At 62.4% G+C, this 25,232-nt stretch carries 23 protein-coding genes and 2 tRNA genes; 3 read left to right on the forward strand and 22 right to left on the reverse strand.

The window, feature by feature from the left end; genetic code table 11:
• Position 1: 1 nt before the first annotated feature.
• From nuoI to tet, 16 genes are all read right to left on the reverse strand, one after another.
• The gene (nuoI, locus tag ACX3OZ_RS00375; protein WP_459097214.1) at positions 2-490 is read right to left on the reverse strand and encodes an NADH-quinone oxidoreductase subunit NuoI; all 489 of its coding nucleotides are present in this window, start codon (positions 488-490) and stop codon (positions 2-4) included.
• Positions 490-1,515, reverse strand: a complete 1,026-nt coding sequence (nuoH, locus tag ACX3OZ_RS00380) for an NADH-quinone oxidoreductase subunit NuoH (protein WP_459097215.1) — start codon at positions 1,513-1,515, stop codon at positions 490-492. The genes nuoI and nuoH overlap by 1 nt, the downstream gene beginning before the upstream one ends.
• A gap of 81 nt (positions 1,516-1,596) precedes the next feature.
• Positions 1,597-3,699, reverse strand: a complete 2,103-nt coding sequence (nuoG, locus tag ACX3OZ_RS00385) for an NADH-quinone oxidoreductase subunit NuoG (RefSeq protein ID WP_459097200.1) — start codon at positions 3,697-3,699, stop codon at positions 1,597-1,599.
• A gap of 5 nt (positions 3,700-3,704) precedes the next feature.
• A complete protein-coding gene (gene nuoF / locus ACX3OZ_RS00390; protein WP_459103625.1) occupies positions 3,705-5,012 on the reverse strand; it encodes an NADH-quinone oxidoreductase subunit NuoF in 1,308 nt (435 codons plus the stop codon).
• A gap of 11 nt (positions 5,013-5,023) precedes the next feature.
• Positions 5,024-6,265 (reverse strand): NADH-quinone oxidoreductase subunit NuoE, encoded by a 1,242-nt coding sequence (gene nuoE / locus ACX3OZ_RS00395; protein ID WP_459097202.1) that lies wholly within the window; start codon positions 6,263-6,265, stop codon positions 5,024-5,026.
• On the reverse strand, positions 6,265-7,458 hold the full coding sequence (locus ACX3OZ_RS00400) for an NADH-quinone oxidoreductase subunit D (protein ID WP_459097203.1): 1,194 nt from the start codon (positions 7,456-7,458) through the stop codon (positions 6,265-6,267). Before ACX3OZ_RS00400 ends, nuoE begins: the two co-directional genes overlap by 1 nt.
• A complete protein-coding gene (locus ACX3OZ_RS00405; RefSeq protein ID WP_459097204.1) occupies positions 7,455-8,072 on the reverse strand; it encodes an NADH-quinone oxidoreductase subunit C in 618 nt (205 codons plus the stop codon). The genes ACX3OZ_RS00400 and ACX3OZ_RS00405 overlap by 4 nt, the downstream gene beginning before the upstream one ends.
• A gap of 10 nt (positions 8,073-8,082) precedes the next feature.
• Complete coding sequence (locus ACX3OZ_RS00410; protein ID WP_459097205.1) at positions 8,083-8,664, reverse strand: NuoB/complex I 20 kDa subunit family protein; 582 nt, start codon at positions 8,662-8,664, stop codon at positions 8,083-8,085.
• Positions 8,655-9,020: an NADH-quinone oxidoreductase subunit A gene (locus ACX3OZ_RS00415; RefSeq protein ID WP_459097206.1), complete on the reverse strand. Its 366-nt coding sequence runs from the start codon at positions 9,018-9,020 to the stop codon at positions 8,655-8,657. The genes ACX3OZ_RS00410 and ACX3OZ_RS00415 overlap by 10 nt, the downstream gene beginning before the upstream one ends.
• 518 nt (positions 9,021-9,538) lie before the next feature.
• The gene (locus tag ACX3OZ_RS00420) at positions 9,539-10,120 is read right to left on the reverse strand and encodes an outer membrane protein (RefSeq protein WP_459095457.1); all 582 of its coding nucleotides are present in this window, start codon (positions 10,118-10,120) and stop codon (positions 9,539-9,541) included.
• A gap of 319 nt (positions 10,121-10,439) precedes the next feature.
• Entirely contained in the window at positions 10,440-10,988 is a 549-nt protein-coding gene (locus ACX3OZ_RS00425) for an outer membrane protein (protein ID WP_459095456.1), read from the reverse strand.
• 218 nt (positions 10,989-11,206) lie between these two features.
• On the reverse strand, positions 11,207-11,932 hold the full coding sequence (msrA, locus tag ACX3OZ_RS00430) for a peptide-methionine (S)-S-oxide reductase MsrA (RefSeq protein ID WP_459095455.1): 726 nt from the start codon (positions 11,930-11,932) through the stop codon (positions 11,207-11,209).
• 233 nt (positions 11,933-12,165) lie between these two features.
• Positions 12,166-12,242 (reverse strand) — tRNA-Asp (locus tag ACX3OZ_RS00435).
• Between the two features lie 251 nt (positions 12,243-12,493).
• A tRNA-Val gene (locus tag ACX3OZ_RS00440) sits at positions 12,494-12,569 on the reverse strand.
• A gap of 128 nt (positions 12,570-12,697) precedes the next feature.
• Positions 12,698-12,970 (reverse strand): HU family DNA-binding protein, encoded by a 273-nt coding sequence (locus ACX3OZ_RS00445; RefSeq protein WP_046140229.1) that lies wholly within the window; start codon positions 12,968-12,970, stop codon positions 12,698-12,700.
• Positions 12,971-13,178: 208 nt separating this feature from the next.
• Positions 13,179-14,378 (reverse strand): Tet(A)/Tet(B)/Tet(C) family tetracycline efflux MFS transporter, encoded by a 1,200-nt coding sequence (gene tet, locus ACX3OZ_RS00450; protein WP_459095385.1) that lies wholly within the window; start codon positions 14,376-14,378, stop codon positions 13,179-13,181.
• A 186-nt stretch (positions 14,379-14,564) separates the two neighbouring features.
• Between tet and ACX3OZ_RS00455 the strand changes: the two genes are divergently transcribed.
• Positions 14,565-14,798, forward strand: coding sequence for a hypothetical protein (locus ACX3OZ_RS00455; RefSeq protein ID WP_459095384.1), 234 nt, complete (start codon positions 14,565-14,567; stop codon positions 14,796-14,798).
• Between the two features lie 232 nt (positions 14,799-15,030).
• Here ACX3OZ_RS00455 and lon read toward each other — a convergent pair whose 3' ends face one another.
• From lon to ACX3OZ_RS00470, 3 genes are all read right to left on the reverse strand, one after another.
• Positions 15,031-17,463 (reverse strand): endopeptidase La, encoded by a 2,433-nt coding sequence (lon, locus tag ACX3OZ_RS00460; RefSeq protein WP_459095383.1) that lies wholly within the window; start codon positions 17,461-17,463, stop codon positions 15,031-15,033.
• Positions 17,464-17,677: 214 nt separating this feature from the next.
• Complete coding sequence (locus ACX3OZ_RS00465; RefSeq protein ID WP_459095382.1) at positions 17,678-18,832, reverse strand: helix-turn-helix transcriptional regulator; 1,155 nt, start codon at positions 18,830-18,832, stop codon at positions 17,678-17,680.
• An 81-nt stretch (positions 18,833-18,913) separates the two neighbouring features.
• On the reverse strand, positions 18,914-20,041 hold the full coding sequence (locus tag ACX3OZ_RS00470) for a citrate synthase (protein ID WP_459103827.1): 1,128 nt from the start codon (positions 20,039-20,041) through the stop codon (positions 18,914-18,916).
• Between the two features lie 78 nt (positions 20,042-20,119).
• Here ACX3OZ_RS00470 and ACX3OZ_RS00475 point away from each other — a divergent pair, with 78 nt between their 5' ends.
• Complete coding sequence (locus tag ACX3OZ_RS00475) at positions 20,120-21,202, forward strand: citrate synthase/methylcitrate synthase (RefSeq protein WP_459095381.1); 1,083 nt, start codon at positions 20,120-20,122, stop codon at positions 21,200-21,202.
• Positions 21,203-21,269: 67 nt separating this feature from the next.
• Here ACX3OZ_RS00475 and clpX read toward each other — a convergent pair whose 3' ends face one another.
• The 3 genes from clpX to ACX3OZ_RS00490 all read right to left on the reverse strand — a co-directional run bounded on the left by clpX (position 21,270) and on the right by ACX3OZ_RS00490 (position 23,841).
• A complete protein-coding gene (clpX, locus tag ACX3OZ_RS00480) occupies positions 21,270-22,547 on the reverse strand; it encodes an ATP-dependent Clp protease ATP-binding subunit ClpX (RefSeq protein ID WP_459095380.1) in 1,278 nt (425 codons plus the stop codon).
• A 173-nt stretch (positions 22,548-22,720) separates the two neighbouring features.
• The gene (locus ACX3OZ_RS00485; protein ID WP_459095379.1) at positions 22,721-23,350 is read right to left on the reverse strand and encodes an ATP-dependent Clp protease proteolytic subunit; all 630 of its coding nucleotides are present in this window, start codon (positions 23,348-23,350) and stop codon (positions 22,721-22,723) included.
• Positions 23,351-23,610: 260 nt separating this feature from the next.
• On the reverse strand, positions 23,611-23,841 hold the full coding sequence (locus tag ACX3OZ_RS00490) for a hypothetical protein (RefSeq protein WP_459095378.1): 231 nt from the start codon (positions 23,839-23,841) through the stop codon (positions 23,611-23,613).
• Between the two features lie 127 nt (positions 23,842-23,968).
• On the opposite strand from ACX3OZ_RS00490, the gene ACX3OZ_RS00495 reads away from it, so the two are divergent.
• Positions 23,969-25,225, forward strand: coding sequence for a cytochrome P450 (locus ACX3OZ_RS00495; RefSeq protein WP_459095377.1), 1,257 nt, complete (start codon positions 23,969-23,971; stop codon positions 25,223-25,225).
• Positions 25,226-25,232: the final 7 nt, after the last annotated feature.

Raw genomic sequence — 25,232 nt, forward strand, 5'->3', positions numbered from 1 at the left:
CTCAGCGATACGGCGCGTCGGCGCTGAGGTTGGCCGCGATTTCGCGCTCCCAACGGTCGCCGTTGGCGAGGAGCTTTTCCTTGGAGAAATACAGCTCTTCACGCGTCTCGGTTGCGAATTCGAAGTTCGGGCCTTCCACGATGGCATCCACCGGGCAGGCTTCCTGACAGAAGCCGCAATAGATGCACTTCACCATGTCGATGTCATAGCGCACCGTACGGCGGGTGCCGTCATTCTGGCGCGGGCCGGCTTCGATGGTGATGGCCTGCGCCGGGCAAATGGCTTCGCACAGCTTGCAGGCAATGCAGCGCTCTTCCCCGTTGGGATAGCGGCGCAGCGCATGTTCACCGCGGAACCGCGGGCTCACATGCCCCTTTTCAAAGGGATAGTTGATCGTCGGCTTGGCCGAGAAGAAATAGCGCATGGCCAGGAGAAAGGCTTTCACCAGCTCCGTGAGCAGCAGCGTATTGACGAACTGGGCGGCACGCATCACGCCATCCCTCCATGCCAGCCCCAGCCCGTAAGCTGAAGCACGAATGCAACGATGATGACCATGGCCAGCGACAGCGGCAGGAACAGCTTCCAGCCAATGCGCATCAACTGGTCGTAGCGGTAGCGCGGCACGATGGCCTTGGCCATGGCGAACATGAAGAACACCAGGCTCAGCTTGATGACGAACCACACCACGCCCGGAATCCAGGTGAAGGGCGGCAGGTCGATCGGCGACGTCCAGCCGCCCAGGAACAGGATGGTGGTCATGGCGCACATCAGCAGGATCGAGATGTACTCGCCCAGCATGAACAGCATGTAGGGCGTAGCCGAATATTCGGTCATGAAACCGGCCACCAGCTCGGACTCGCCTTCGGCAAGATCGAACGGAGGACGGTTGGTTTCTGCCAGGGCCGAAATGTAGAACACGATGAACATCGGGAACAGCGGCAGCCAGAACCAGTTCAGGAACGTCAGCTGCGGCAGGCCGATCATATGGGCCAGGCCCATTTCATACTGTGCCGTCACGATGTCGCTGAGGTTCAGCGAACCGACGCAAAGCAGCACGGTGATGATGACGAGGCCAATGGAGACTTCGTAGGACACCATCTGCGCCGCGGCCCGGAGCGAGCCGAGGAACGGGTATTTCGAGTTGGAGGCCCAGCCACCGATGATTACGCCATAGACGCCGAGCGAAGACACGGCGAGCAAATAGAGAATGCCGATATTGATGTCGGCAATGACCAGACCTTCGCCGAACGGGATCACGGCCCAACCGGCCAGCGCCAGCGTGGCGGTGATCAGCGGCGCAAACAGGAACAGCACCTTGTCGGCGCCGCCCGGAATGATCGGCTCCTTGAGCGCAAATTTCAGCAGATCGGCGAAGCTCTGCAGCAGGCCGAACGGGCCCACCACGTTGGGGCCGCGACGCAGCTGCACGGCCGCCCAGATCTTGCGATCGGCCAGCAGGATGAAGGCGGTGAACACCAGCAGGCACACCAGTACCAGCAGGGCCTTGTAGATCATGCCAACCTGCACGCCCCATCCGAGAATGGGGATACCGAGCAGGTAGTCGAGAGCGGTGGTAATAAAGTCCATTGTGCTCCCCTACTCCGCAGCCTGCCGGAGACCGGCGGCCGTGGCGGCGCATTCGCCCATAACGGCCGAAGCGCGGGCAATCGGATTGCTGAGATAGAAGTCGGTAACGGCCGAGCCGAACGGCGCGGCCTTGGTCTTGATCGCGGCCTTGGCCAGCTTGGCGATATCGGCGACATTACCGGCGGCAATGGCGTCGACCCGAGCCAGATGCGGGAATTCCGCATAGATGGCGGCGCGCAGCTGGGTCAGTGAATTGAACGGCAGCGGCTTGCCCATGGCGCCCGACAGCGCACGGATGATCGCCCAGTCTTCCTTGGCGTCGCCCGGCGGGAATACGGCGCGATTGGTAATCTGCACGCGGCCCTCGGTATTCACATAGGTCCCCGACTTCTCGGTATAGGTCGCCGCCGGCAGAATGACGTCCGCGCGATGGGCGCCGGCATCGCCATGGCTGCCGATATAGACGACGAACGCCTTGCCCATCGCCTTGGTGTCATATTCGTCGGCACCGAGCAGGAACAGCACGTCGAGTTCGCCCTTGCCGGCCAGAGCGATCTGGTCGGCGGAGCAGACGCCACCATCATGGGGCACGAAGCCGATGTCGATGCCGCCCACACGGCTGGCCGCATTATGCAGCAGCGCAAAGCCATTCCAGCCTTCTGCCACGGCCGAGCCGCTGGCCATCTTGGCGGCCAGCGCAATGGTGTCACGCCCGACCTGCTTGCCAAGATTGGCATGCGAGACGGCCTGTTCGCCCACGATGATCAGCGGGCGTTGCGCCTTGGACAGGATTTCGGCAAATTCGCCCCGTCCTGCCGCCAGATCGGCCAGCGTCTCGAAGCCCTCGCCCAGATAGGCATAATCATAGGTCAGGTCGGCCCGTTCGCCGATCACGGCGATGGGCAGGCCCTTGGCGCGCCAGGTCTTGCGGATGCGGGCATTGATCAGCGATGCTTCGCGGCGCGGATTGGCTCCGATGATCACGATGGCGTCGGCTTCCTCGATCCCGGCAATAGTCGGGTTGAAGATATAGGCCGAGCGCGGCATTGACGGGTCGATCCCCGACATGGCGGGACGGACATCGGTCATGCCCGAGCCAACCGAAGCCAGCAGGGACTTGAGGGCGTACATCTCTTCGACGGCCGCCAGGTCGCCGGCGATTGCGCCAACCTTGTTGCCGGCCTTCTTGATACGGTTAGCCACGGCGCCGAGCGCCTCTTGCCAGCTGGTAACCTGCAGCTTGCCGCCCTTGCGCACATAGGGGCGGTCGAGCCGCTGGCTCTTGAGGCCGTCCCAGACGAAGCGCGTCTTGTCCGAAATCCACTCTTCATTGATGGCTTCGTTGATGCGCGGCAGAATGCGCATCACTTCGCGGCCACGGCTGTCGACGCGGATATTGGAGCCGACAGCGTCCATCACGTCGATGGATTCGGTCTTCACCAATTCCCACGGACGCGCATTGAAGGCGTAGGGCTTGGAGGTCAGTGCGCCCACCGGGCACAGATCGATCACGTTACCCTGCAGCTCGCTGCTCAGCGCCTTCTCCAGATAGGTGATGATCTCCATGTCTTCGCCACGGCCGATCGCGCCCATTTCGGCAACGCCGGCCACTTCGGTGGTGAAGCGGACGCAGCGCGTGCACTGGATGCAGCGGGTCATCGCGGTCTTGACCAGCGGACCCATATATTTGTCTTCGACGGCGCGCTTGTTCTCGTTGAACCGCGAACCGGAGACGCCATAGGCCATGGCCTGGTCCTGCAGATCGCACTCGCCGCCCTGATCGCAGATCGGGCAATCCAGCGGGTGGTTGATCAGCAGAAATTCCATCACGCCTTCGCGGGCCTTTTTGACCATCGGCGAATTGGTGAACACTTCGGGCGGCTCGCCATTCGGGCCGGGACGCAGATCCTTGACCCCCATGGCGCAGGATGCCTGCGGCTTGGGCGGACCGCCTTTCACCTCGACCAGACACATGCGGCAATTGCCGGCGACCGACAGCCGCTCATGGTAGCAGAAGCGCGGAATTTCAGCGCCAGCGGCCTCGGCCGCCTGCAACAACGTGTAGTAATCGGGAACTTCGACGAGCTTACCGTCGACCTTGATATTTGCCATCAGCCCTACTCCGCCGCAATCGACGGCACGGCGCCATCGGAGGTGGACGAATATGTGTACTGGTCGATCCGCTCTTCGATGACGTGACGGAAGTTGCGGATCAGGCCCTGGATGGGCCAGGCCGCAGCGTCGCCGAGGGCACAGATGGTGTGGCCTTCGATCTGCTTGGTCACTTCGAACAGCATGTCGATTTCGCGCTTCTGGGCACGGCCTTCGACCATGCGCGCCATGACGCGCATCATCCAGCCGGTGCCTTCGCGGCACGGCGTGCACTGGCCGCAGCTCTCATGCTTGTAGAATGCCGAGATCCGCCAGATCGCCTTGATGATGTCGGTCTGCTTGTCCATGACGATCACGGCAGCGGTGCCCAGCGAGGACCCCACTTCGCGCAAGCCGTCAAAATCCATCACTGCATGGCGCATCTTCTCGCCCGGCACGCAGGGCACCGACGAACCACCGGGGATCACCGCCAGCAGATTGTCCCAGCCGCCGCGAATCCCGCCGCAATGCTTTTCGATCATGTCCTGGAACGACACGCCCATTTCTTCTTCGAACGTGGCCGGCTTGTTCACATGGCCGGACACGCACATCAGCTTGGTGCCGGTATTGTTGGCGCGGCCCAGCGAAGCGAACCACGAGCCCGAGCGGCGCAGGATTTCCGGCACCACGGCAATCGATTCGACGTTGTTCACGGTGGTCGGATTGCCATAAACGCCCATGCCTGCCGGGAATGGCGGCTTGAGGCGCGGCTGGCCCTTCTTGCCTTCCAGCGATTCCATCAGCGCGGTTTCTTCGCCGCAGATGTAAGCGCCGGCGCCGTGATGGACGATGATGTCTAGGTCCCAGCCGTGGATATTGTCCTTGCCGATCAGCTTGGCCTCATAGGCCTCCTCGACGGCGCGCTCCAGATGCTGGCGCTCCCGGATGAACTCCCCACGCACATAGATAAACGCCAGATGCGCATCCATGGCGCGGGCCGCCAGCAGGCACCCTTCCACCAGATGATGCGGGTCATGGCGCAGAATATCGCGGTCCTTGCAGGTGCCCGGCTCGGATTCGTCGGCATTGACCAGCAGGTAATGCGGCCGGCCATCGCTGACCTTGGGCATGAAAGTCCATTTCAGCGCGGTCGGGAAACCGGCGCCGCCACGGCCCCGCAGGCCCGAGGTCTTGACCTCGTTGGTGATCCAGTCACGGCCGGCGTCGATGAACTCCTTGGTGCCCACCCAGGCGCCGCGCGAACGCGCGCCCTCGAGCGTCCAGTCACCCTGGCCGTAGAGATTGGTAAAGATGCGATCCTTGTCAGCGAGCACGCTTCATACTCCTAACGCGGCTTCTTGCCGAAGACGCGGATATATTCAGCTTCGCCACCCTTGGCGAGCGCGGCGGCCTGGCCGAGCCAGTTGTCACGGGTCACGCGACCGGCAAAGCTCAGCGAATCTTCTATCCTGGCGATGTCGTCAGCGCTCAGCGCCGCAACCTGTGCCCAGGTGGTGATGCCCAGGCCGTTGAGCCGTCCCTCAAGCACCGGACCGACGCCCGAGATCAGCTTGAGATCGTCAGCCTTGCCGGTCGGCGCGGTAAACAGCGGCGCAGCGCCACCCTTTTCCGCATTCGGCGTCACTTCGGCCCGATTGGCCTTGGGCGCGATGATGGTACGGCTCTTCTTGGGAGCCTTGCCGCCATCGACCTTGCCGGCCGGCGACTCAGCACCCGTCGCACCTTCGCGCATCGCGGTATTGGGCTTGCCATTGGCATTGGCCGCGACCGACGCCGCCTTGCGCTCACCCTCGGCCTTGGCCTCGGAAACCTTGGCCTGCTTGGGCGTACCCTTGAGGGCGGGTGCGGATTCTTCGCTCACATCCTTGGGCTTGGCCGCCGTAGTCGGCGCCTGCGCTGCCGCAGCCGCCTCAGCCGGGGGCGCCGGCGGAATGAACTTCTCGCGCTTGGCGCTCGGCGCTTCCAGCAGGGTAGTCCGGCCGCCTTCGGCGCCCGAATACAGCCGGTCGACCTGCGGGCCGGGCTTGATGGTCTCGCCCTTGCCGGCCTGGAACGCATCGATGATCTCGGAGAGACGATCAGCGGTCAGGTCTTCATAGGTGTCGTGGAAAATCGCGATCATCGGCGCGTTGACGCAAGCGCCGGCGCATTCGACCTCTTCCCAGCTCAGCGTGCCATCTTCATTGAGATGATGCGCCTCGTGGTGGATCTTGCTCTTGCAGACCTCGATCAGCGCCTCGGCCCCGCGCAGCATGCACGGCGTGGTGCCGCACACCTGGATATGGGCGCGTGTGCCAACCGGCTGCAGCTGGAACTGGGTGTAGAACGTCGCCACTTCCAGCACGCGGATATAGGCCATGCCGAGCATGTCCGCGATGGTTTCGATGGTGGCGCGGGTGACCCAGCCGTCCTGATCCTGCGCCCGCATCAGCAGCGGAATCACAGCGGATTGCTGCCGGCCGGTCGGGTATAGCCCGATCTTCCATTCCGCCCATTTGGCGTTTTCAGCGGTAAAGGCGAACGCGGCCGGCTGAACCGACTCATCCGCAAGGCGACGCGCAACCATCAGCGATCAACCTCTCCGAACACGATATCAAGTGAGCCAAGAATGGCCGAAACGTCCGCCAGCATGTGGCCGCGACACAGGGAATCCATGGCCGACAAATGCGCAAACCCCGGCGCGCGGATCTTGCAGCGATACGGCTTGTTGGTGCCGTCGCTGACCAGATAGACGCCGAATTCGCCCTTGGGCGCTTCCACGGCGGCGTAAACCTCGCCGGCCGGAACCTTGTAGCCCTCGGTATAGAGCTTGAAATGGTGGATCAGCGCTTCCATAGAGCGCTTCATCTCGCCCCGGCTCGGCGGCACCACCTTGCCATCGAGCGAGGACACCGGGCCCTTGCCGTCCGGCGCATTCAGCTTGGCGATGCATTGCTGCATGATGCGGTTCGACTGGCGCATCTCTTCCATGCGGATGAGATAGCGGTCGTAGCAGTCGCCGTTCTTGCCGATCGGGATGTCAAAATCCATTTCGGCATAGCATTCGTAAGGCTGGCTCTTGCGCAGATCCCAGGCCGCGCCCGAACCGCGCACCATCACGCCCGAAAAGCCCATATTCCAGGCGTCTTCCAGCTTCACCACGCCGATATCGACGTTGCGCTGCTTGAAGATGCGGTTTTCGGTCAGCAGGATGTCGATATCATCCACGGCCTTGGGGAATTCGGCGCAGAAAGTCTCGATATCGTCGATCAGCGCCTGCGGCAGGTCCTGATGCACGCCACCGGGGCGGAAATAGGCAGCATGCATGCGCGCGCCCGAAGCACGCTCATAGAAGATCATCAGCTTTTCGCGCTGCTCGAAGCCCCACAGCGGCGGGGTCAGCGCGCCGACGTCCATCGCCTGCGTGGTGACGTTCATCAGATGCGCCAGGAGGCGCCCGATTTCCGAATACAGCACGCGGATCAGCTGGCCACGGCGCGGCACTTCGAGGCCCAGCAGCTTCTCGACGGCCAGGGCAAACGCATGCTCCTGGTTCATCGGCGCTACATAGTCGAGGCGGTCGAAATACGGCACGGCCTGCAGATAGGTCTTGGATTCGATCAGCTTTTCGGTGCCGCGATGCAGCAGCCCGATATGCGGATCGACGCGCTCGACGACTTCGCCGTCGAGTTCGAGAATCAGCCGCAGCACACCATGCGCCGAGGGGTGCACGGGGCCGAAGTTGATGGTGAAATTGCGGACGTCGGCTTCAACGGTCATGGCTTGGCTTTCTCGTCGCCGGGCAGCACGTAATCGGTGCCTTCCCAGGGCGACAGATACTCGAACGAACGGTATTCCTGCATCAGCTTGACCGGCTCATACACCACGCGCTTGCGCTCGTCGTCATAGCGGACCTCGACGAAGCCAGTCGTCGGGAAGTCCTTGCGCAGCGGATGGCCGTCAAAACCATAGTCGGTCAGGATGCGACGCAAATCGCCATGGCCCGAGAACAACACGCCATAAAGGTCATAGGCCTCGCGCTCGAACCAGTCAGCGCCCTTGAACACGCCGGTGATGCTGGGAACGGGCGTGACATCGTCAGCCGCCAGCTTGACGCGAATGCGCTGATTCAGATGCGGGCTCATGAAGTGGTAAACCACCTCGAAGCGCACATCGCGCGCCGGGTAATCGGCGCCGCACACATCGACAAAGCTGATGAAACGGCAGCGCGGGTCGTCGCGCAGGAAGGTGGCAACCGCCACGATCTCGTCTCTTTCTACCGTCACGGTCAGTTCACCGAAGGCGACTTCCTGAGACAGCACCGCCGTGCCCAGGGCATTCGCAATATGCGCGCCGAGGTCCACAAGCGGATCGACCTGGATAACTTCATCCATCTGGGTGGCCCTAGCGTTCGATGGTGCCGGTGCGGCGGATTTTCTTTTGCAACAGCAGGATGCCGTATAGCAGCGCTTCGGCAGTGGGCGGGCAGCCCGGGACATAGACGTCCACCGGCAGCACGCGATCACAGCCGCGCACGACCGAATACGAATAGTGATAATAGCCGCCGCCATTGGCGCAGCTACCCATGGAGATGACGTAGCGCGGCTCTGGCATCTGGTCATAGACCTTGCGCAAAGCCGGAGCCATCTTGTTGGTCAGCGTCCCGGCCACGATCAGCACGTCGGACTGTCGCGGCGAGGCGCGCGGCGCGGTGCCGAAGCGCTCGATGTCGTAGCGCGGCATCGACATCTGCATCATTTCAACGGCGCAGCAGGCCAGACCGGTCTGCATCCACATCAGCGAGCCGGTACGGGCCCAGGTGACGAGTTGCGACACGGTCGAAACCAGAAAGCCCTTGTCGGCCAGCTCGTCCGTCACATCGGTGAAGAACGGATCGGCAGCGCCGGCGGTCTTGCCGGTGCGCGGATCGACGAGGCCCGTGGGGCGCGGCGCGACCAGCGTATCGTTCTGCTCGCTCAATCCCATTCCAGGGCCCCTTTCCGCCATTCGTAGATAAAGCCGACGGTCAACACGCCAAGGAAGATCATCATCGACCAGAAACCGAACCAGCCGACTTCACGGAAGGCGACGGCCCAGGGGAACAGGAACGCCACTTCGAGGTCGAAAATGATGAACAGAATCGCCACCAGATAGAACCGCACGTCGAATTTCATGCGGGCATCGTCGAAGGCTTCAAAGCCGGCCTCGAATGCGGACACCTTTTCAGGGTCGGGATTCTTGACAGCCACAATGAAGGGGGCAACCAGAAGAGCGAGGCCGATAACGCCAGCAAGGGCGATGAATATGACAATCGGCAGATAGTCGCTGAGCAAATCAGTCATGCGGCAACCTGTTTACAGTGTCCGGCAAGGAGGCCGGTTGCGAGAGTTCCGCAAGCAATTGGGGCGAGCGAACCAACGCGACATCGATGGCTTGGGCTTAGACCTTTGGCTAGAGGGTTTCAAGGGAAAGAAAACATGACAGAAGCAATCATATAAACTTCTGCCCGACCCCCGCAAAATCCCCGTCGAATCGGCGGATACGGCGGCAATGGCTTGCTCGGCGCCATCACAATTGTGGAATGAGCACCGACCCAAGGCAGCGGCCCGAGCACGGTAGTCACCCTACCCTCGATGTCACCCCGGCCTTGAGCCGGGGCCCATCCTGAGGTCATGCCAAGGGAACCCGCTCAGGATGGATCCCGGCTCAAGGCCGGGACGACACCGAGTTTGTGAGAACATCGGAATTTTACCACATCCCCCAAAACGCAAAACGGCGAACCAGTGAACTGGTTCGCCGAATTGGGTTTGCAAGACGCTAGGTCGGGAGGGCGGCAAGCCGCCCTGCCCGATTGCAAAACTTAGAAGTGGTAGAACACACCGACGGTGGCCTTGGCACCTTCAAAGAAGGCGTCCGAAGTGCCGTCGAAGTCGCCCTGGCCAACGAGCTCAGCGCGAACGCTGACCGCATCGGTCACAGCCAGTTCAACACCGCCACCGAGCTGGTAGACGCCGGTGTTCGAACCAGTGCGGTTGTTCGTGCCGATACCACCGATGGCATAGACGAGAACCGAATCGGTAACAACGGCACCAGCACGCAGGTTGGCGAAGAATTCGCCGGTGCTGAATGCGCTGTTCCAGATGTAGTCACCGGTGACTTCAGCGCCGATCAGGAACGGATCGACGGGGATGAAGTTCACGCCGACGGCAGCGCCCAGAACACCCGAGGTGCTGCTGATCGGATAGCCGGTGTAGCCCGGAGCAACCGAGTCACCAACAAACTGGCCGCCAACGCGGACGCCTGCATAGAGACCTTCCCAGTTGAAGCCAGCAGCTTCGTAGATCGGCTGCGGGGTGGTCGGGATGATCAGATCGGCGGCCTGAGCACCACCAGCGAGCAGCGCGGCAGCAGCCACACCGAGAGAAAGCGAACGTACAAACATATCTTGCACTCCCATAGAGTTAACCGTAGTCGACCGACTAGATGCATCAGCTCAACGCGCGTGACAACCCTTTGGTCGCCCAAATTCAGCAATGCAGCTAATGCTAAATGACCATTATGGGGCAGGTGTTGCGCCAATGTCGCGCAATTGGCCCAATTTGATACAAATTGGACGGAACTTGCGTCCCGATGGGGCGTCAAGGTGTCGCCATCTGGGCAATGGGTGAGTCTCGCCGTCAAGCTGCCGGCAGCCGTCCCACGCAACGAAAATGGCCCCGCCGAGGCGGGGCCATGAGAATCGCAGGCGGTTTTGAGTCGCCTTAGAAGTGAAAGTTCGCGCCCACCGTGAACTGATCCTTGGCGCTGCCGCCATTCAGTGGAAAACCATGCAGATATTGCGCTTCGACCGAAATGCTGTCGGTCACGGCGAATTCGACGCCACCGCCGAGCAGCACGTCCTGTTCATCGGGCGGGCCCAGATCAATGCCATAGCCACCGGCGGCATAGACCAGCACGTCATCGCTGACCACGAGACCGGCGCGGCCCAGGATCTGGCCATAACTGGTGTCGCCGACGCTGCCGCCGGTCAGCCCATGCACCGCCACTTCGGCGCCCAATAGATAGAAGTCGAATTGCGCGTTCACGCCGGCCTGCACGCCGAGTCCATATTGGGTGCCGCCGACGGCGCTGTTCTGCGCGCCACCATAGACGCCGGCATAAAAGCCGGACCAGTCGAATCCCGATTGTTCATAGATCGGCATTTCGGCGGGGGTGCTGGTGGGTACGGTGATCATGTCTGCGGCCATCGCTGTGCCGATCGACAGGGTCGTGGCGAGCGCCGCAAGCGCCATCGTCTTGAACAGGTTCATCGCTGCCCTCCCGCTGCTGGACCTTTGGACGAGAAACGCGGCTTTCGCGGTCCAGTTCCGTCCGAGGTCATTGGGGCGCTCCCATCGCGACTCACTGGAAGCACCCGGAAACGCCAAGTTTCACATTTGGCTGGAGCTTGTCGGCGAAAAGCCGCCCCTCAGGCGGCAAGAATAGGGCAGCAACAATACGTGGCCGAACAGCCACAAAGCCTGCCGGCCTAGAGCGTACCGACCAGCACCGGTTCGTCGCGGTAGGCGTCGGGGAACAGCGCCTTGAGCGCCGCGACCTTGGGCAGGTCATTGACCACGATATAAGGCCAGGTCGGATTGAGGGTCAGAAAATCCTGGTGGTACTGCTCGGCTGGATAGAATGCCTGCAGCGGTTCGATGGTGGTGACGATCGGACCGATGAACAGCCCGGTCGCATCGAGCTGGGCAATATAGGCCTTCGCCGTCGCCGCTTGCTCATCACTGGCCGGGAAAATGGTCGAACGATATTGCGTTCCGTGATCGGGGCCCTGGTAGTTGAGCTGGGTGGGATTATGCGCCACCGAGAAATAGATCTGCAGCAGCTCGCCATAGCTGACTACAGCCGGATCATAGGTGACCTCCACCGCCTCGGCATGGCCGGTGGTGCCGCTGCCGGTCTGCTCATAGGTCGCCGTCTCCGCCGCGCCGCCGGAATAGCCCGACACCGCATTGGTGACCCCCACTACATGCTGGAACACCCCCTGCACGCCCCAGAAGCAGCCCCCCGCAAAGACGGCGGTCGCCGTAGCGCCAGATTCGGTGAGATCCGTCGCTGACGGCGGAATCACCACCGGCGCTTCCTGCGCCCTGCCCGGCTGGCTCCAACTCCCGAACGCCACCAGCACGACCAGCAGGCCGAACAGATGAGCTGGCCGAAAATTCATCCGACGAATGGCAATGCTGCGCGCTGTCATTTTGGCGGCTCCGGAACGAGCGATAGGGATCGTCACTATGCGCTCGCCGCCACACCAGCACAGCCGCCTCACGCGGAAATGACCAATGGCAAGAAAACCGCAAGAAAACCACCAGCATGCTGCCAGAAAACTGCCAGCGTGCTGCAGGAAAGCTTGGGATTTGGAAAAGGGTAAAAACGCGGGCCCTGCCCAGCGCCACCATTCCATATCCCTAGTAAATTCAAGGGGGAAGGTGGCGCGAGAGACGGGGCTCGAACCCGCGACCTCCGGCGTGACAGGCCGGCGCTCTAACCAACTGAGCTACTCCCGCAGCGGCAAACTCAACTCGTTTGCGCAACGTGTGGTCCGTTTACCGACCCCCTCTGAGCAAGTCAAGCGAGCTTCGCAGGATCGGCAGCAGAATTTCAAAAAAAGCGGATTGGGCTGTGGAAAAGCCCTATCGCTACAGTTGGTAATGCGCGTTTTTTGATGTGACGGTTCAAAACCGCCCGCACACCGCCAAATGGCCGTTCAGCGCATCTGGCTGACGGAACGTCACCATCGATATGGGAAATAGGAAAATGGTGGGCGATGACGGACTCGAACCGCCGACATCCTCGGTGTAAACGAGGCGCTCTACCAACTGAGCTAATCGCCCGCTGGGGCAAACGCCCCTGCAAGGCGCTCTGATTAGGGCCCCTGCCCGGGATCGTCAACCGTCAAAAAAGAAAATGGCCCCGGCGCGAAGCGCTCGGGGCCGATCAGCATGCCGATACAGGATCGGACTTAGTTGATCGCGTCCTTCAGGCCCTTGCCGGGCTTGAACTTGGCCTGATTGGAGGCCGGGATCTGAATTTCGGCGCCGGTGGCTGGGTTGCGGCCGGTCGAAGCCTTGCGTGCCGACACAGCAAAAGTGCCGAAACCGACGAGACGAACTTCTTCGCCTGCCTTCAGGGAGCCGGTGATTGCCTCGAACACTGCATCAACCGCTTCAGCGGCCTGTGCCTTGGTGATCGTCGCCTTGTCGGCAACGACGCCAACCAGATCGTTCTTGTTCATAGCGTTTCCTCGCGTGAATTGCCCGCCCTCGCTTGGCAGACCTGATACCTGGAAACCCTTTGTCGATTCTGGACGAAACGCAAGGATTTCCGGGGGTCTCACGAGGCCGGACGGTGCAAAACTGTTAATGGACTGGAAAATTTGACCCGGCAAGAGCGGTTTGCCGCCTGCTCGCCGGTTTTCTGGGCTTTTCCGCCTGTTTCTCGACTTATTCACCGAGGGCCGGCGTCGGCGCCTTGCTGCGCCTGATTCCCAGCATCAGCGGCAGGGCCAGCAGGTAGATACCGGCGCCGATAATCCAGATTAGCCCCGGCCAGCTGCCGCGCACGCCGAAATAGACGAAGCTGAAGAACAGCGGCCCGAACACTGAGGCCAGGCTGACCAGGCTGGCTAGCACGCCCTGCAACTGCCCCTGCTTGTCCGGCCCCACCTGCTGGGTGACCAGCGATTGCAGCGCGGGCATGCCGATGCCACCCAGGGCAAACAACGGCGCCAGCGCGAACATGATCCAGCCCTGCGTGGCAAAGCCGAGAATCACCAGCGCGGTCAGTTCACACCCCATGCCGACGATCAGCGCCCAGCGCTCGCCGAGCCTGGCCACGGCCGGACCGGTGAGAAACGCCTGCGCGCCGGCGTGGAACACGCCAAAGGCGCCCAGCGACAGCCCGATCATCATGCCGTTCCACTGAAAATTGTCCTCGCTGAACAGCGCCCAGATGGTGCCGTACATGGTACCGACGAAATTCATGATGACGAAGATCGCCATCATCGGAACCAGCGCCTTGAAGGTCAGCGCCCATTTCAGCGGCTTGAACGGGTTGAGGGTATCAAGATCGAATCGCGCGCCAGGCTGGCCCTTGCGAGATTCGGGCAGCACGAACAGCGCCAGGGCAAAATTGGCGGTGTTGAGCAAAGCGGCGGCGATAAAGGGCGCCCGCACCCAGAAATCACCCAGCAACCCACCCAGAACCGGCCCGATGATGAAACCGATGCCGAACATGGCATGGAACAGGCCAAAGCGGCTGGCGCGCTCCTCTTCGGTGGAAATATCGGTGATATAGGCGGTCGCCACCGCCATATTGGCGCTGGTGATGCCGGAAATGGCCCGGCCCAGCACCAGCATCCACAGCTCGGGCGCAAACGCCATCACCAGATAATCGATCGCCGCGCCGGCCAGCGAGACCAGCAGCACCGGCCGGCGGCCAAAGCGGTCGCTCAGCACGCCGAGAATCGGCGAAAACAGAAACTGGCAGGCCGAATACAGCGCCAGCATGATGCCCAGCGTGGTCGCCACCTCGGTCATGTGGCCGACATCGCGCAACAGCGCCGGCAGAATCGGGAAGATCAGGCCGATGCCGACGGCGTCGAGCGTGACGGCCGCGAGGATAACGACAAGGGCCTTGTTCAAAGCGATGCTCCGATTGGTGCCGCCAGCGGCATTTGACGTGGGTGGTTCACAGCCCCGTTACAAGGCCGCCCGCGTTATGGCGGGTGCTGGTGACAGATTTTGGCAGCAGCGGCGCCGAGCGCATTTGGTTTGCCTTGTCGTGGTCGCAACCATGCTAGGGCTGGCCATCAGAACCGCGAGGAAATCATGGCCGTCGTCTATATCGTGCAGGGCTTTCAGCTCCGGGGTCGTAAGCTGACCCCCGACCAGCCCAGAACGGCCAAGACAGCGGAGGCGGCTATCATCCTGGCCGAACGGATGGCCACCAGCCGGGCCGGTGTCTTTGCCTTCTCGCAGGCCGTGGATATCGAAACCGATACCTATGACGAGCCCAAGGTGCTGCTGCGCCTCGGCGACCTGCCGCCGGGATTGCCGGAGTAGCGCTGGGTGGTCCTTCCTTCTCCCCTTGTGGGAGAAGGTGCCCGAAGGGCGGATGAGGGGGCTTTGCTACGCTTAGATCATGGGGAGGCGCAGCCCCCCCTCACCCTGACCTTCCGCTGAACGCGTCAGGTCTGTCCCTCTCCCACAAGGGGCGAGGGGGCGCCGGTGGGTGGAAACAAAAAAACGGCGGCCCCGAGGGACCGCCGTTTCTATTTGATACCCAGCAGCCCGCTTAGTGCGGCAGGCCGGTGGTGGCGTCGTCCGTCGTGTCGACCTTGGCGGTCGCAGCGGCGGCGGCTTCATCGAAGTTCCACTCGATCGGCTCGGGCTTGCGCACCAGCGCCCGCTCGATGACCTGGTCCATGCGGCTGACTGGCACGATTTCCATGCCTTCCTTGACGATGTCCGGAATCTCGGCGAGATCGCGGACGTTTTCCTCAGGGATCAGCACGGTCTTGATGCCACCCCGGAGGGCCGCAAGCAGCTTCTCCTTGAGGCCGCCAATGGGCAGCACCCTGCCCCGCAGCGTGATTTCGCCGGTCATGGCGACGTCATTGCGCACGGCAATGCCGGTCATCACCGAGACGATGGCCGTGGCCAGGCCAATGCCAGCCGATGGGCCGTCCTTGGGCGTCGCGCCTTCGGGCAGATGGACGTGGATGTCGCGCGTGTCGAACATCGGCGGCTTGATGCCGAAATCGATCGAGCGCGAACGGACATAGGCCGTTGCCGCGGTCAGCGATTCCTTCATCACTTCCTTGATGTTGCCGGTGACCGTCATGCGGCCCTTGCCCGGCGTCATCACGCCTTCGATGGTCAGCAGCTCGCCACCAACCGAGGTCCAGGCCAGGCCCGTCACCAGACCAACTTGTGCTTCGGCTTCGATCTCGCCATGCGTGTAGATATCGGCGCCGAGATACTTGGTGAGTTTCTCTTCATCGATAACCACGGTCTTGACCTTGGTCCTGACGATCTCGGTCACGGCCTTGCGCATCAGCTTGCCGATTTCGCGCTTGAGGTTACGCACGCCCGCTTCACGGGTGTAGCGCTGGATCAAGGCGGTCAGCATTTCGTCGCTCAGCTCGAACTCGCCATGGGCGAGGCCGTTTTCCTTCAACGTTTCCGGAATCAGGTGCTGCTTGGCGATCGCGTGCTTCTCCTGCTCGGTGTAACCGGACAGGCGAATGATCTCCATGCGGTCCATCAGCGGGCCGGGAATGTTGAGCGTATTCGACGTGGTGACGAACATCACATCGGACAGGTCATAATCGACCTCGAGATAGTGATCGGCAAAGGTGTGGTTCTGCTCGGGATCGAGCACTTCCAGCAGCGCCGAGGACGGATCGCCCCGGAAGTCCTGGCCCATCTTGTCGATTTCGTCGAGCAGGAAGAGCGGGTTGGATTTACCGACCTTCTTGAGCGACTGGATCACCTTGCCGGGCATGGAACCGATATAGGTGCGGCGGTGGCCGCGGATTTCGGCTTCGTCCCGAACGCCGCCAAGCGCCATGCGCACGAACTCGCGGCCGGTCGCCTTGGCGATCGACTTGCCCAGCGAGGTCTTGCCGACGCCCGGAGGACCGACGAGGCAGAGGATCGGCCCCTTAAGGGTGCCGGTACGGCCCTGCACAGCCAGATATTCAAGGATGCGTTCCTTGACCTTCTCGAGCCCATAGTGATCCTCGTCCAGCACCTTTTCGGCCATGGCCAGGTCACGCTTGACCTTGCTCTTCTTGCCCCAGGGCAGGCCGAGCAGCGTATCGAGATAGTTGCGCACCACGGTGGCTTCGGCCGACATCGGGCTCATCGACTTGAGCTTTTTCAGTTCGGCCTCGGCCTTGGCCTTGGCTTCCTTGCTGAGGCGGGTCTTGGCGATGCGCTCTTCGATCTCGGCGATCTCGTTGGAGCCTTCTTCGCCGTCGCCCAGTTCCTTCTGGATCGCCTTCATCTGCTCGTTGAGATAATACTCGCGCTGGGTCTTCTCCATCTGCCGCTTGACGCGGCTACGGATACGCTTTTCTACCTGCAAGACGCCGATTTCGCCTTCCATCAGGCCAAGAATCTTCTGGAAGCGCTCGGCGACCGAAATGGTCGAGAGCAAATCTTCCTTCTCGTTGATCTTGATCACCAGATGGCTGGCAATGGTGTCGGCCAGCTTGGAGTGGTTTTCGATCTGCCCAACCGCAGCGACGACCTCGGCAGAGATCTTCTTGTTGAGCTTCACATAGTTTTCGAACTCGGTGGAGGCCGAGCGCGACAAGGCTTCGAGCTCCGTCGCGTCTTCTGCGGGCTCAGGCAGGATCGACGCCTCGGCCTCGAAATAATCGACGGTCTGCAGATAGCGGTCGATGACCGCGCGATGCAGGCCTTCCACCAGCACCTTGACGGTGCCGTCGGGGAGTTTCAGCAGCTGTAGCACCGTGGCAATGGTGCCGGTGGCATAAATCTGGTCGGGCGCGGGATCGTCGTCCTGGGCGTTCTTCTGGGTCACGACGAGAATATGCTTGTCGTCGCGCATGACCTCTTCAAGCGCCTTGACCGATTTTTCACGGCCAACGAATAACGGCACGATCATGCCGGGGAAAACGACGATATCGCGCAGCGGGAGCACTGGGTAAACGCGATCCCGGCTGGATTCGCCGCCCGTGGGATTGACGTCCGTCATCTCGTATCCTTTCCGGGGCGCGCGGGAGGAAGGGAGGATGCGCGCCCGTTGTAGACAGCTTCAGCATCGAGGCTGAGCTGATTCCGGTTAATAAATAGGTCCGTCTGGCGGGGACGCAAGTCAAGCTTCGCGGTATTGTGACGGTTAACCCGAGAACGCACAGGAGATATGCGCAATAGCCCGGAAACACCTGTGTGCCCTGCATGCAGAATGGCTACGCTTCTGCCGCAGCGCCCCGGATATTCTGCAACAGCCGCACCAGCTCGATCTGGCGGCGTGAACCGGTCTTGGCCAGCGCCGCCTTGATCTGGTCGCGCACCGTGTGCAGTGACACTTGGCGGGCGTCGGCAATTTCGCGCGAGGTGAGGCCATCAGCAATCAGGCCGGCAACCCGGATTTCGCTCTCGGTCAGGCCAAAGCCGTGCCGCAGCAACTCGTCGCTCTTGGCGGTGTCGGGCGGCGGGGACAGCGAGATCAGCAGATGCGGTTCGCCGGAACCGCTGGCCATGCCCAGCGGCATGAAGCCCAACCGGTCGCTCTCGATACGGGCCAGGCGCACCTGCGTGACGCCGCCATGCGGATGCCGCAACTGCAGGCTGGCAGATGGGGCGCCCCGCCGCTGCGCCATGGCATCAAGCGCCTGCTGCAGCACATTGTCAGCCGCCATATCGACGAAATGCAGTCGTCCGAGAGCGCTGAAGCGCAAGGTCGCGCCAATTTCCGCCAGCGCCTGGGCGGCAGGATTGGCATAGATCACCTGCCGCGTCGTGGTCAGGGCCAGCAGGGCGCCGCCGCTCGACTGGCCGGAAAATTTCTGGCCGGCCACCACCTGGATGGTTTCATTGAACATGGTCCGGCTGATTTCGAGGGCGCGGCGCATATGCGGCGTCAGCAGGGTCAGCGTGTCGAAAAAGTCCTGCTCGTGGCCAGCGTGGCGCTGGCTCATATTGCCGCCCAGCACGAAGAAGCGAGATTCGTCCCGGGCCAGAATAACCCCGGCCCCGGTGCGCAAATCGCCCTGGGGCAGCACCCATTCATTGTAGAATGCGGTCTTGAACAGTTCCTCCTCGGGGAAGGACTGGGCCGAGGTCACCACCTTGCCAACCGGCGTCTTGGCCAGCCCCGGCGCCCAGGCGTTGAGGGTGCCGTAATGCTCGTGGTAGCTCTGCATGAATTCGGGGGCGTAGCCGTGATGGAGCAGGTCCAGTCCCAGATTGGACGCAAAGTCGTAGCCGTAGAGGTGGGTATTGACGACACCCATATGCGTGGACAGCCGATCCAGAAAATCCTGCCACCGCGCCGGGTCGAGCGCCGCCGCAAACAGGATCGATGTGACATCAGCGAATTGTTCGACGCTCAGCTTAGCCACGGCCCCCTCCCAGCCCGGCATGAAGCCCGCTCGAGCATGGTATTGTCAAGCTTTGCCGCCGGTTTGGGCCCCATTGCCCCCTCATGTCCGGCCCCCGACAAAGCGCGCCCTGGGCCGGATCAGCTCGCCACTGGCGGCCTGCTCCTGCGCATGCGCCAGCCAGCCGGCGCAGCGTGACAGGGCGAAGATCAGCAAGGGCGCCTGACGCGGCAGGCCATGAGTTACGGTCAGCGCGGCGAGGGCAAAGTCGATATTGGGGCGATCGCCGGTGATCCGCTCGCCTGCCTCGGCCAGCGCGGCGAACAGCGGCGGCACCGGCATTTGCGCCAGCAGATGCTGCGCCCTGGTATCGCCATCGGGATAGAGCGGATGGCCGAAAGCCGGGACCGGCATGCCCTGCCCCAGCCGCGCCATGACCGCGGCTTCGGCGCCGTCGCGCGCCGCGTCATCAGCCAGAGCGAGCACAGCGGTGGCCGCGCTGCCATGCAGCGGCCCGGTCAGCGCCGCCAGCCCCGACAGCGTTGCCGCTGCCAGTGAAGCCCCGGTTGAAGCGGTGACACGGGCGGCAAAGGTCGAGGCGTTGAGTTCGTGGTCGGCCAGCAGCACCAGGGTGCGGCGCAGCGTATCCGCCGCCGCCGGGCAGCCCCAGCTTGCGGCCAGCCGCGTATGGAGCGGGTCAGCCCCAGACGGACTGGCGGTCAGCGCAGCGCCGACGATGGACAGGATGGCAGCCGCCTCCTGCTGCAGGACGGCAGGCGACCGCCCCAGGCTGGGTGGATCGATAGCGGCGCGACCGGCCAGCGCGGCAAACGCCGCCCCGATGCTGGCGTCGCCGGCAGCGGCCGCTGGCAACTGGCCGAGCGGAGCCGCGTCCCACAGTAGCGCGGCGATTTCTTCCAGCGTTGCCGTGGCCGCCAGCTCGACCGCATCGCGGCCGCGATAGAGCAGACGACCCTCAACGACGGTGGAAATTGCCGACTGCAGCACCGGCTCGCCCCAATGCATCGTCGCCACCGCCACGGCGGATTGCTGGCGCCGGCCCGCGCCACGCTGCGCCAGCCGTCGCACGTCATCGCCGCGATAGAGGCTGCGGCGACTATCGGCCGGGTCCGACCGGGCCTTGATGCGGCCTCGGCTGACATTGGCATACAGCGTCTGCGGCTGGGTGCCGAGCAGCGCCAGCGCTTCGGTGGCGGTCAGCCAGTCCATGACATTGATCCAAATGGTCAAGATTGACGTCAATGTTAGCACGCCTGAATGCTGCAACAACAGCCAAAGGAGAGTGTGATGAAGAGTGGTCTGGAAAACGTGGTGGCCGCCGAAACGGTGCTGTCGGACGTGGATGGCGCCCATGGTCGGCTGATCGTGCGCGGGGTGTCGCTGGACGAGCTGGTGGCGGGCAGCGCCTATGAGGACGTGGTGCGCCTGCTGCTCGATGGCTTCCTGACACTGCCCGCCGACCTGCCGGCGGCGCTAGGCGCGGCCAGGGCGGGCCTGTTCGCCCATGTGGCGACTGCTGATGCCGCGCTGGTCGCCCTGCCGCCGGTGGACGCCCTGCGGGCGCTGATGGCTCGCCTGCCCGATGGCGATGACATGGCAATTGCGCTGCCCCTGCTGGCGGCGCCGGCAGTGTTCACCGCGGCCCTGCTACGGCTGCGGCAGGGGCTGTCCCCGATCGCGCCGGACGCTACCCTGCCGCATGCCGCCGATTTCCTGCGCATGCTGCATGGCGCCATGCCCAGCCCGGAGCAGGTTGCCGCGCTCGACTGCTATCTGGTGACCGTGGCCGACCACGGGCTGAACGCCTCCACCTTCGCCGCCCGCGTGGTCGCCTCGACCCAGGCGGGGCTGGCGTCAGCGGTTCTGGCCGCATTGAGCGCACTCAAGGGGCCGCTGCATGGCGGGGCGCCCGGCCCGGTGCTGGATATGCTCGACGGCGTCGGTCAGCCCAACGATGCCGCCGCCTGGCTGGACGATGCGCTGGCGCGCGGGGAGCGGCTGATGGGGTTCGGCCACCGCATCTATCGCGTCCGCGATCCCCGCGCCGACGCGCTCAAGAGCGCCGTGCGGCGGCTGGCGGCATCCGGCGCTATCGAACCGACGCGCCTCGCCCTGGCCGAAGCCGTGGAACAGGCCGCGCTCGATCTGCTGCGGCGCAAAAAGCCGGACCGGCCGTTGGAAACCAATGTGGAATTTTACACCGCGCTGCTGCTCGAAGCCCTCGGCTTTCCCCGCGACGCCTTTACCTGCGTCTTCGCCGCCGGTCGGGTGAGTGGCTGGATCGCCCATGCCAGCGAACAGGCGCTGGACGGCCGGCTGATCCGCCCGATGTCGGTCTATGTGGGACCCCGGCCGCAGGCTGCGGCCTAACGCGGCTCCCCACAAACAAAAATGCCGGACCCAAGGGCCCGGCATTTTCAATTCTATCGAAAGTCGATCATGCCCCCGCGGGGATGTCTTCCTTTTTGCGTTCGGAATAGATGTAGAGCGGACGGATGTCCTTGCCCCGCACCACTTCCTCGCTGATCACCACTTCCTCAACGCCTTCAAGCGAAGGCAGGTCGTACATGGTGTCGAGCAGGATGGCTTCCATGATCGAGCGCAGGCCGCGCGCGCCGGTCTTGCGTTCGATGGCCTTCTCGGCGATCGCCTTGAGAGCGTCCTCGTGGAAGGTCAGTTCGACTTCTTCCATCTGGAACAGCCGCTGGTACTGACGCACCAGAGCGTTCTTCGGCGCGGTCAGGATTTCGATCAGCGCCGCGATGTCGAGATCTTCCAGGGTCGCCAGCACCGGCAGACGGCCGATGAATTCCGGGATCAGGCCGAAACGGACCAGATCTTCGGGAGCGACATCGGCAAGAATCTGACCGACGCGACGATCATTGGGGTCCTTCACGGTCGCGGCAAAGCCGATACCTGAACCTTCGCCACGCGCCGAGATGATCTTTTCGAGCCCCGCAAAGGCACCGCCGCAGATGAACAGGATATTGGTCGTGTCCACCTGCAGGAATTCCTGCTGCGGGTGCTTCCGTCCACCTTGCGGGGGAACCGAGGCCACGGTGCCTTCCATGATCTTGAGCAGAGCCTGCTGCACGCCTTCGCCCGACACATCGCGGGTGATGGACGGGTTGTCGGACTTGCGGGAAATCTTGTCGACTTCGTCGATATAGACGATGCCGCGCTGCGCCTTTTCCACGTTGTAGTCTGCCGCCTGGAGCAGCTTGAGGATGATGTTTTCGACATCCTCACCGACATAGCCAGCCTCGGTGAGGGTGGTCGCGTCGGCCATGGTAAAAGGCACATCAAGAATGCGCGCCAGCGTCTGAGCCAGCAACGTCTTGCCCGAACCGGTCGGCCCGATCAGCAGGATATTCGACTTGGAGAGTTCGATATCCTGGTTCTTGGACGAGTGGTGCAGACGCTTGTAGTGGTTGTGGACGGCCACGGACAGCACACGCTTGGCGCGGTACTGACCGATGACGTAATCGTCGAGCACCTTGCAGATTTCTGCTGGTGTCGGCACGCCATCGGAGGACTTGACCATCGAGGTCTTGTTCTCTTCGCGGATGATGTCCATGCACAGCTCGACGCACTCATCACAGATGAACACGGTCGGACCGGCGATCAGCTTGCGAACCTCATGCTGGGATTTCCCGCAGAACGAGCAATAAAGCGTGTTCTTGGAGGTTTCGCCGTTCGTTGTCTCTTTGGACATCCTGTCACTCCCGGGAGCAGAGTGCCCCCAAAATTCAGCGCTATCGTGAACGGTAACGCTGAAGGCATAAACAAAGTCTAAGCCGGAACGATCCTAAAGACCGATCCGGCTTGGTGCAATTGCGCGCGGATCACAGTCCACGGCGCATCGGCAATGTGCTTAACGCAGGCCAATCAGCTGGCAGCGTCCGGCACGATGCGCTTTTCATAGACGCTGTCGATGAGACCGAACGCCTTGGCTTCCTCCGGCGAGAGGAAATTATCGCGCTCGAGAGCCCGCTCGATTTCCTCGTATGTACGGCCAGTGTGCTTCTCATAGATCTGATTAAGACGACGCTTCAAACCCTCGACTTCCTTGGCATGAATCATGATGTCAGTGACCTGACCCTGATAGCCGCCGGAAGGCTGGTGGACCATGATGCGCGAGTTCGGCAGACTGGTACGCATGCCCGGCTCGCCAGCGGCCAGCAGGAGCGAACCCATCGACGCCGCCTGCCCCATCACCATGGTGGCGACGGCCGGACGGATGAACTGCATCGTGTCATAAATCGACAGGCCGGAGGTGACGACGCCACCGGGCGAGTTGATGTAGAGCGCGATTTCCTTTTTCGGGTTCTCCGATTCGAGGAACAGCAGCTGCGCCACGATGAGCGAAGCCATGTTGTCTTCGACCACACCGGTGACGAAAATGATGCGCTCGCGCAGCAGGCGCGAGTAAATGTCGAAAGCGCGCTCGCCCCGATTGGACTGCTCGACCACCATGGGCACGAGCGTATTCATGTAAATATCGTGCGGATCCCGCATGTGATGCCCCTTCGCTGTGCCGTGTCGCGGACCTGGCCAGCAGTTATCGTACAGAATGGAACATGACCCCGGTCCGAACGCCTATGTCGGAGCGTTGGAATCATGCCGAATTTCGAATCAACGCGACGGTCGATAGCAGACTAGTTCGCCTTAATGGGCGGTAAAGCCACAGATAGGCGGCAATGGGGCCTGCTTCAATAGCCGGGGTCGCCGATCTGACGGAAGGGTGAATGGGCGCGGGCAGCAGCCCACGCGATCCCCTAAGCTGAGAAGCTGACCGCCACGCCCTTCTTCTTGAAGTAGGACTGCATGATCTTGCGGCCCTGGCGATTGGACTGGGCCAGCTTGGTCGGCTCGAACACGGCTTCCTTGGCGCCTTCGCGGGCCATGGCGGCCTTGAGCGCGGCGATATGGGCGTCCAGATCCTCGTTATCGTTCTTGATCGAGGCGTAGATGTTGTCGATGGCTTGGCTCAGGGTGAGGTCGCTCACTTGGGGCACTCCTTGGCTCGTTGCCCTTCCACTAGCGATTTTTGGCGGGAGGGCAAGCGGCCGATTGCAATGGCTTTGTGACCTCGTAATGTCGGACGTTGTTTTTCAGTCCGGTTTTGCATCGCCCATGGCCGCCATCGTTCAGCTCAAGCCCATCACCGACGTGCCCGAAAACCGTCGCGCCAGCGCCGAACCGCGCGACCAGGCATTCTACCAGAACCCCTATGCGTTCTATGACCAGTTGCATGCGAGCAACCCCAGTTTCTTCTGGGACCAGTATGGGCATTGGTGCTTTGCCGGCTTCAAACAGGTCAGCGCCCTGCTCCGCGACAAGCGGTTTGGCCGCGAAATCCTGCATGTGGCAAGCCGCGAAGAGCTGGGCATGCCCGCGCCCAAACCGCACACCCCCGCCTTCGACCTGACCGAGAAGCACTCCCTGCTCAATCTGGAGCCGCCGTCCCATACGCGACTGCGTACGCTGGTGAACCGGGCCTTCGTGTCACGCCATGTCGAGCAATTGCGGCCGCGCATCGTCAGGCTCGCCAACGAGATCATCGACGGCTTTGAGAATGATGACAGCGTCGACCTGATCAAGGCTTTCGCAGCCCCGCTCCCGGCCATCATCATCGCCGAGATGATCGGACTGCCGGCCGACAGCGCCCCGCAATTGCTCAATTGGTCCAACCGCATGGTGGCCATGTATATGTTCGGGGTGAGCCATGACACCGAGCTGGATGCCAATCAGGCATCGAGCGATTTCATGGATTTTCTGCGCGTGGTGATCGCCGAACGCCGCCGCCAGCCGCGCGAAGACCTGCTCAGCCACATGCTGACTTCGGATCGCGGCGGCGACCGGCTGAGCGACGAAGAGGTGATGTCCACCGCCATCCTGCTGCTCAATGCCGGCCATGAGGCGACGGTGCACACCACCGGCAATGGCGTCAAATCCATCCTCGAAAGCGGTATCGATCCGGTTACGCTTTTTACCAACGAAACGCAGACAGCGGCAACCGTGGAAGAATGCCTGCGCTTCGACGCGCCGCTGCACATGTTTACCCGCTATGCGCTGGAAGATCTTGAATATGAAGGGATTTCACTGCGCAAGGGCGATGTGGTGGGGCTGTTACTGGGCGCCGCCAATCGTGACCCGGCCCGCTTCGCCCAGGCCAATCGCTTTGACCCGTTCCGCAGCGACGGCGCCAATGTGAGTTTTGGCGCAGGCATCCACTTCTGCATCGGCGCCCCGCTGGCGCGGATCGAACTCCAGGTGGCGTTGGGAGAATTGTTCCGACGCCTGCCGAAGCTGCGACTGGCGGAAGAGCCGCGGTATAACGACGTGTATCATTTCCATGGGCTGGAGCGGCTGATGGTGCGCTGGCGGTAGCAACCCA

Source organism: Devosia sp. A369, from assembly GCF_054489345.1.

Excerpts from the sequence above, each read along its gene's own strand:
- nuoI (WP_459097214.1), bottom strand. The coding sequence starts at position 490 with ATGCGTGCCGCCCAGTTCGTCAATACGCTGCTGCTCACGGAGCTGGTG.
- nuoH (WP_459097215.1), bottom strand. The coding sequence starts at position 1,515 with ATGATCTACAAGGCCCTGCTGGTACTGGTGTGCCTGCTGGTGTTCACC.
- nuoG (WP_459097200.1), bottom strand. The coding sequence starts at position 3,699 with ATGGCAAATATCAAGGTCGACGGTAAGCTCGTCGAAGTTCCCGATTAC.
- nuoE (WP_459097202.1), bottom strand. The coding sequence starts at position 6,265 with ATGGTTGCGCGTCGCCTTGCGGATGAGTCGGTTCAGCCGGCCGCGTTC.
- ACX3OZ_RS00400 (WP_459097203.1), bottom strand. The coding sequence starts at position 7,458 with ATGACCGTTGAAGCCGACGTCCGCAATTTCACCATCAACTTCGGCCCC.
- ACX3OZ_RS00405 (WP_459097204.1), bottom strand. The coding sequence starts at position 8,072 with ATGGATGAAGTTATCCAGGTCGATCCGCTTGTGGACCTCGGCGCGCAT.
- ACX3OZ_RS00410 (WP_459097205.1), bottom strand. The coding sequence starts at position 8,664 with ATGGGATTGAGCGAGCAGAACGATACGCTGGTCGCGCCGCGCCCCACG.
- ACX3OZ_RS00415 (WP_459097206.1), bottom strand. The coding sequence starts at position 9,020 with ATGACTGATTTGCTCAGCGACTATCTGCCGATTGTCATATTCATCGCC.
- ACX3OZ_RS00420 (WP_459095457.1), bottom strand. The coding sequence starts at position 10,120 with ATGTTTGTACGTTCGCTTTCTCTCGGTGTGGCTGCTGCCGCGCTGCTC.
- ACX3OZ_RS00425 (WP_459095456.1), bottom strand. The coding sequence starts at position 10,988 with ATGAACCTGTTCAAGACGATGGCGCTTGCGGCGCTCGCCACGACCCTG.
- msrA (WP_459095455.1), bottom strand. The coding sequence starts at position 11,932 with ATGACAGCGCGCAGCATTGCCATTCGTCGGATGAATTTTCGGCCAGCT.
- ACX3OZ_RS00445 (WP_046140229.1), bottom strand. The coding sequence starts at position 12,970 with ATGAACAAGAACGATCTGGTTGGCGTCGTTGCCGACAAGGCGACGATC.
- ACX3OZ_RS00455 (WP_459095384.1), top strand. The coding sequence starts at position 14,565 with ATGGCCGTCGTCTATATCGTGCAGGGCTTTCAGCTCCGGGGTCGTAAG.
- lon (WP_459095383.1), bottom strand. The coding sequence starts at position 17,463 with ATGACGGACGTCAATCCCACGGGCGGCGAATCCAGCCGGGATCGCGTT.
- ACX3OZ_RS00470 (WP_459103827.1), bottom strand. The coding sequence starts at position 20,041 with ATGGACTGGCTGACCGCCACCGAAGCGCTGGCGCTGCTCGGCACCCAG.
- ACX3OZ_RS00475 (WP_459095381.1), top strand. The coding sequence starts at position 20,120 with ATGAAGAGTGGTCTGGAAAACGTGGTGGCCGCCGAAACGGTGCTGTCG.
- clpX (WP_459095380.1), bottom strand. The coding sequence starts at position 22,547 with ATGTCCAAAGAGACAACGAACGGCGAAACCTCCAAGAACACGCTTTAT.
- ACX3OZ_RS00485 (WP_459095379.1), bottom strand. The coding sequence starts at position 23,350 with ATGCGGGATCCGCACGATATTTACATGAATACGCTCGTGCCCATGGTG.
- ACX3OZ_RS00495 (WP_459095377.1), top strand. The coding sequence starts at position 23,969 with ATGGCCGCCATCGTTCAGCTCAAGCCCATCACCGACGTGCCCGAAAAC.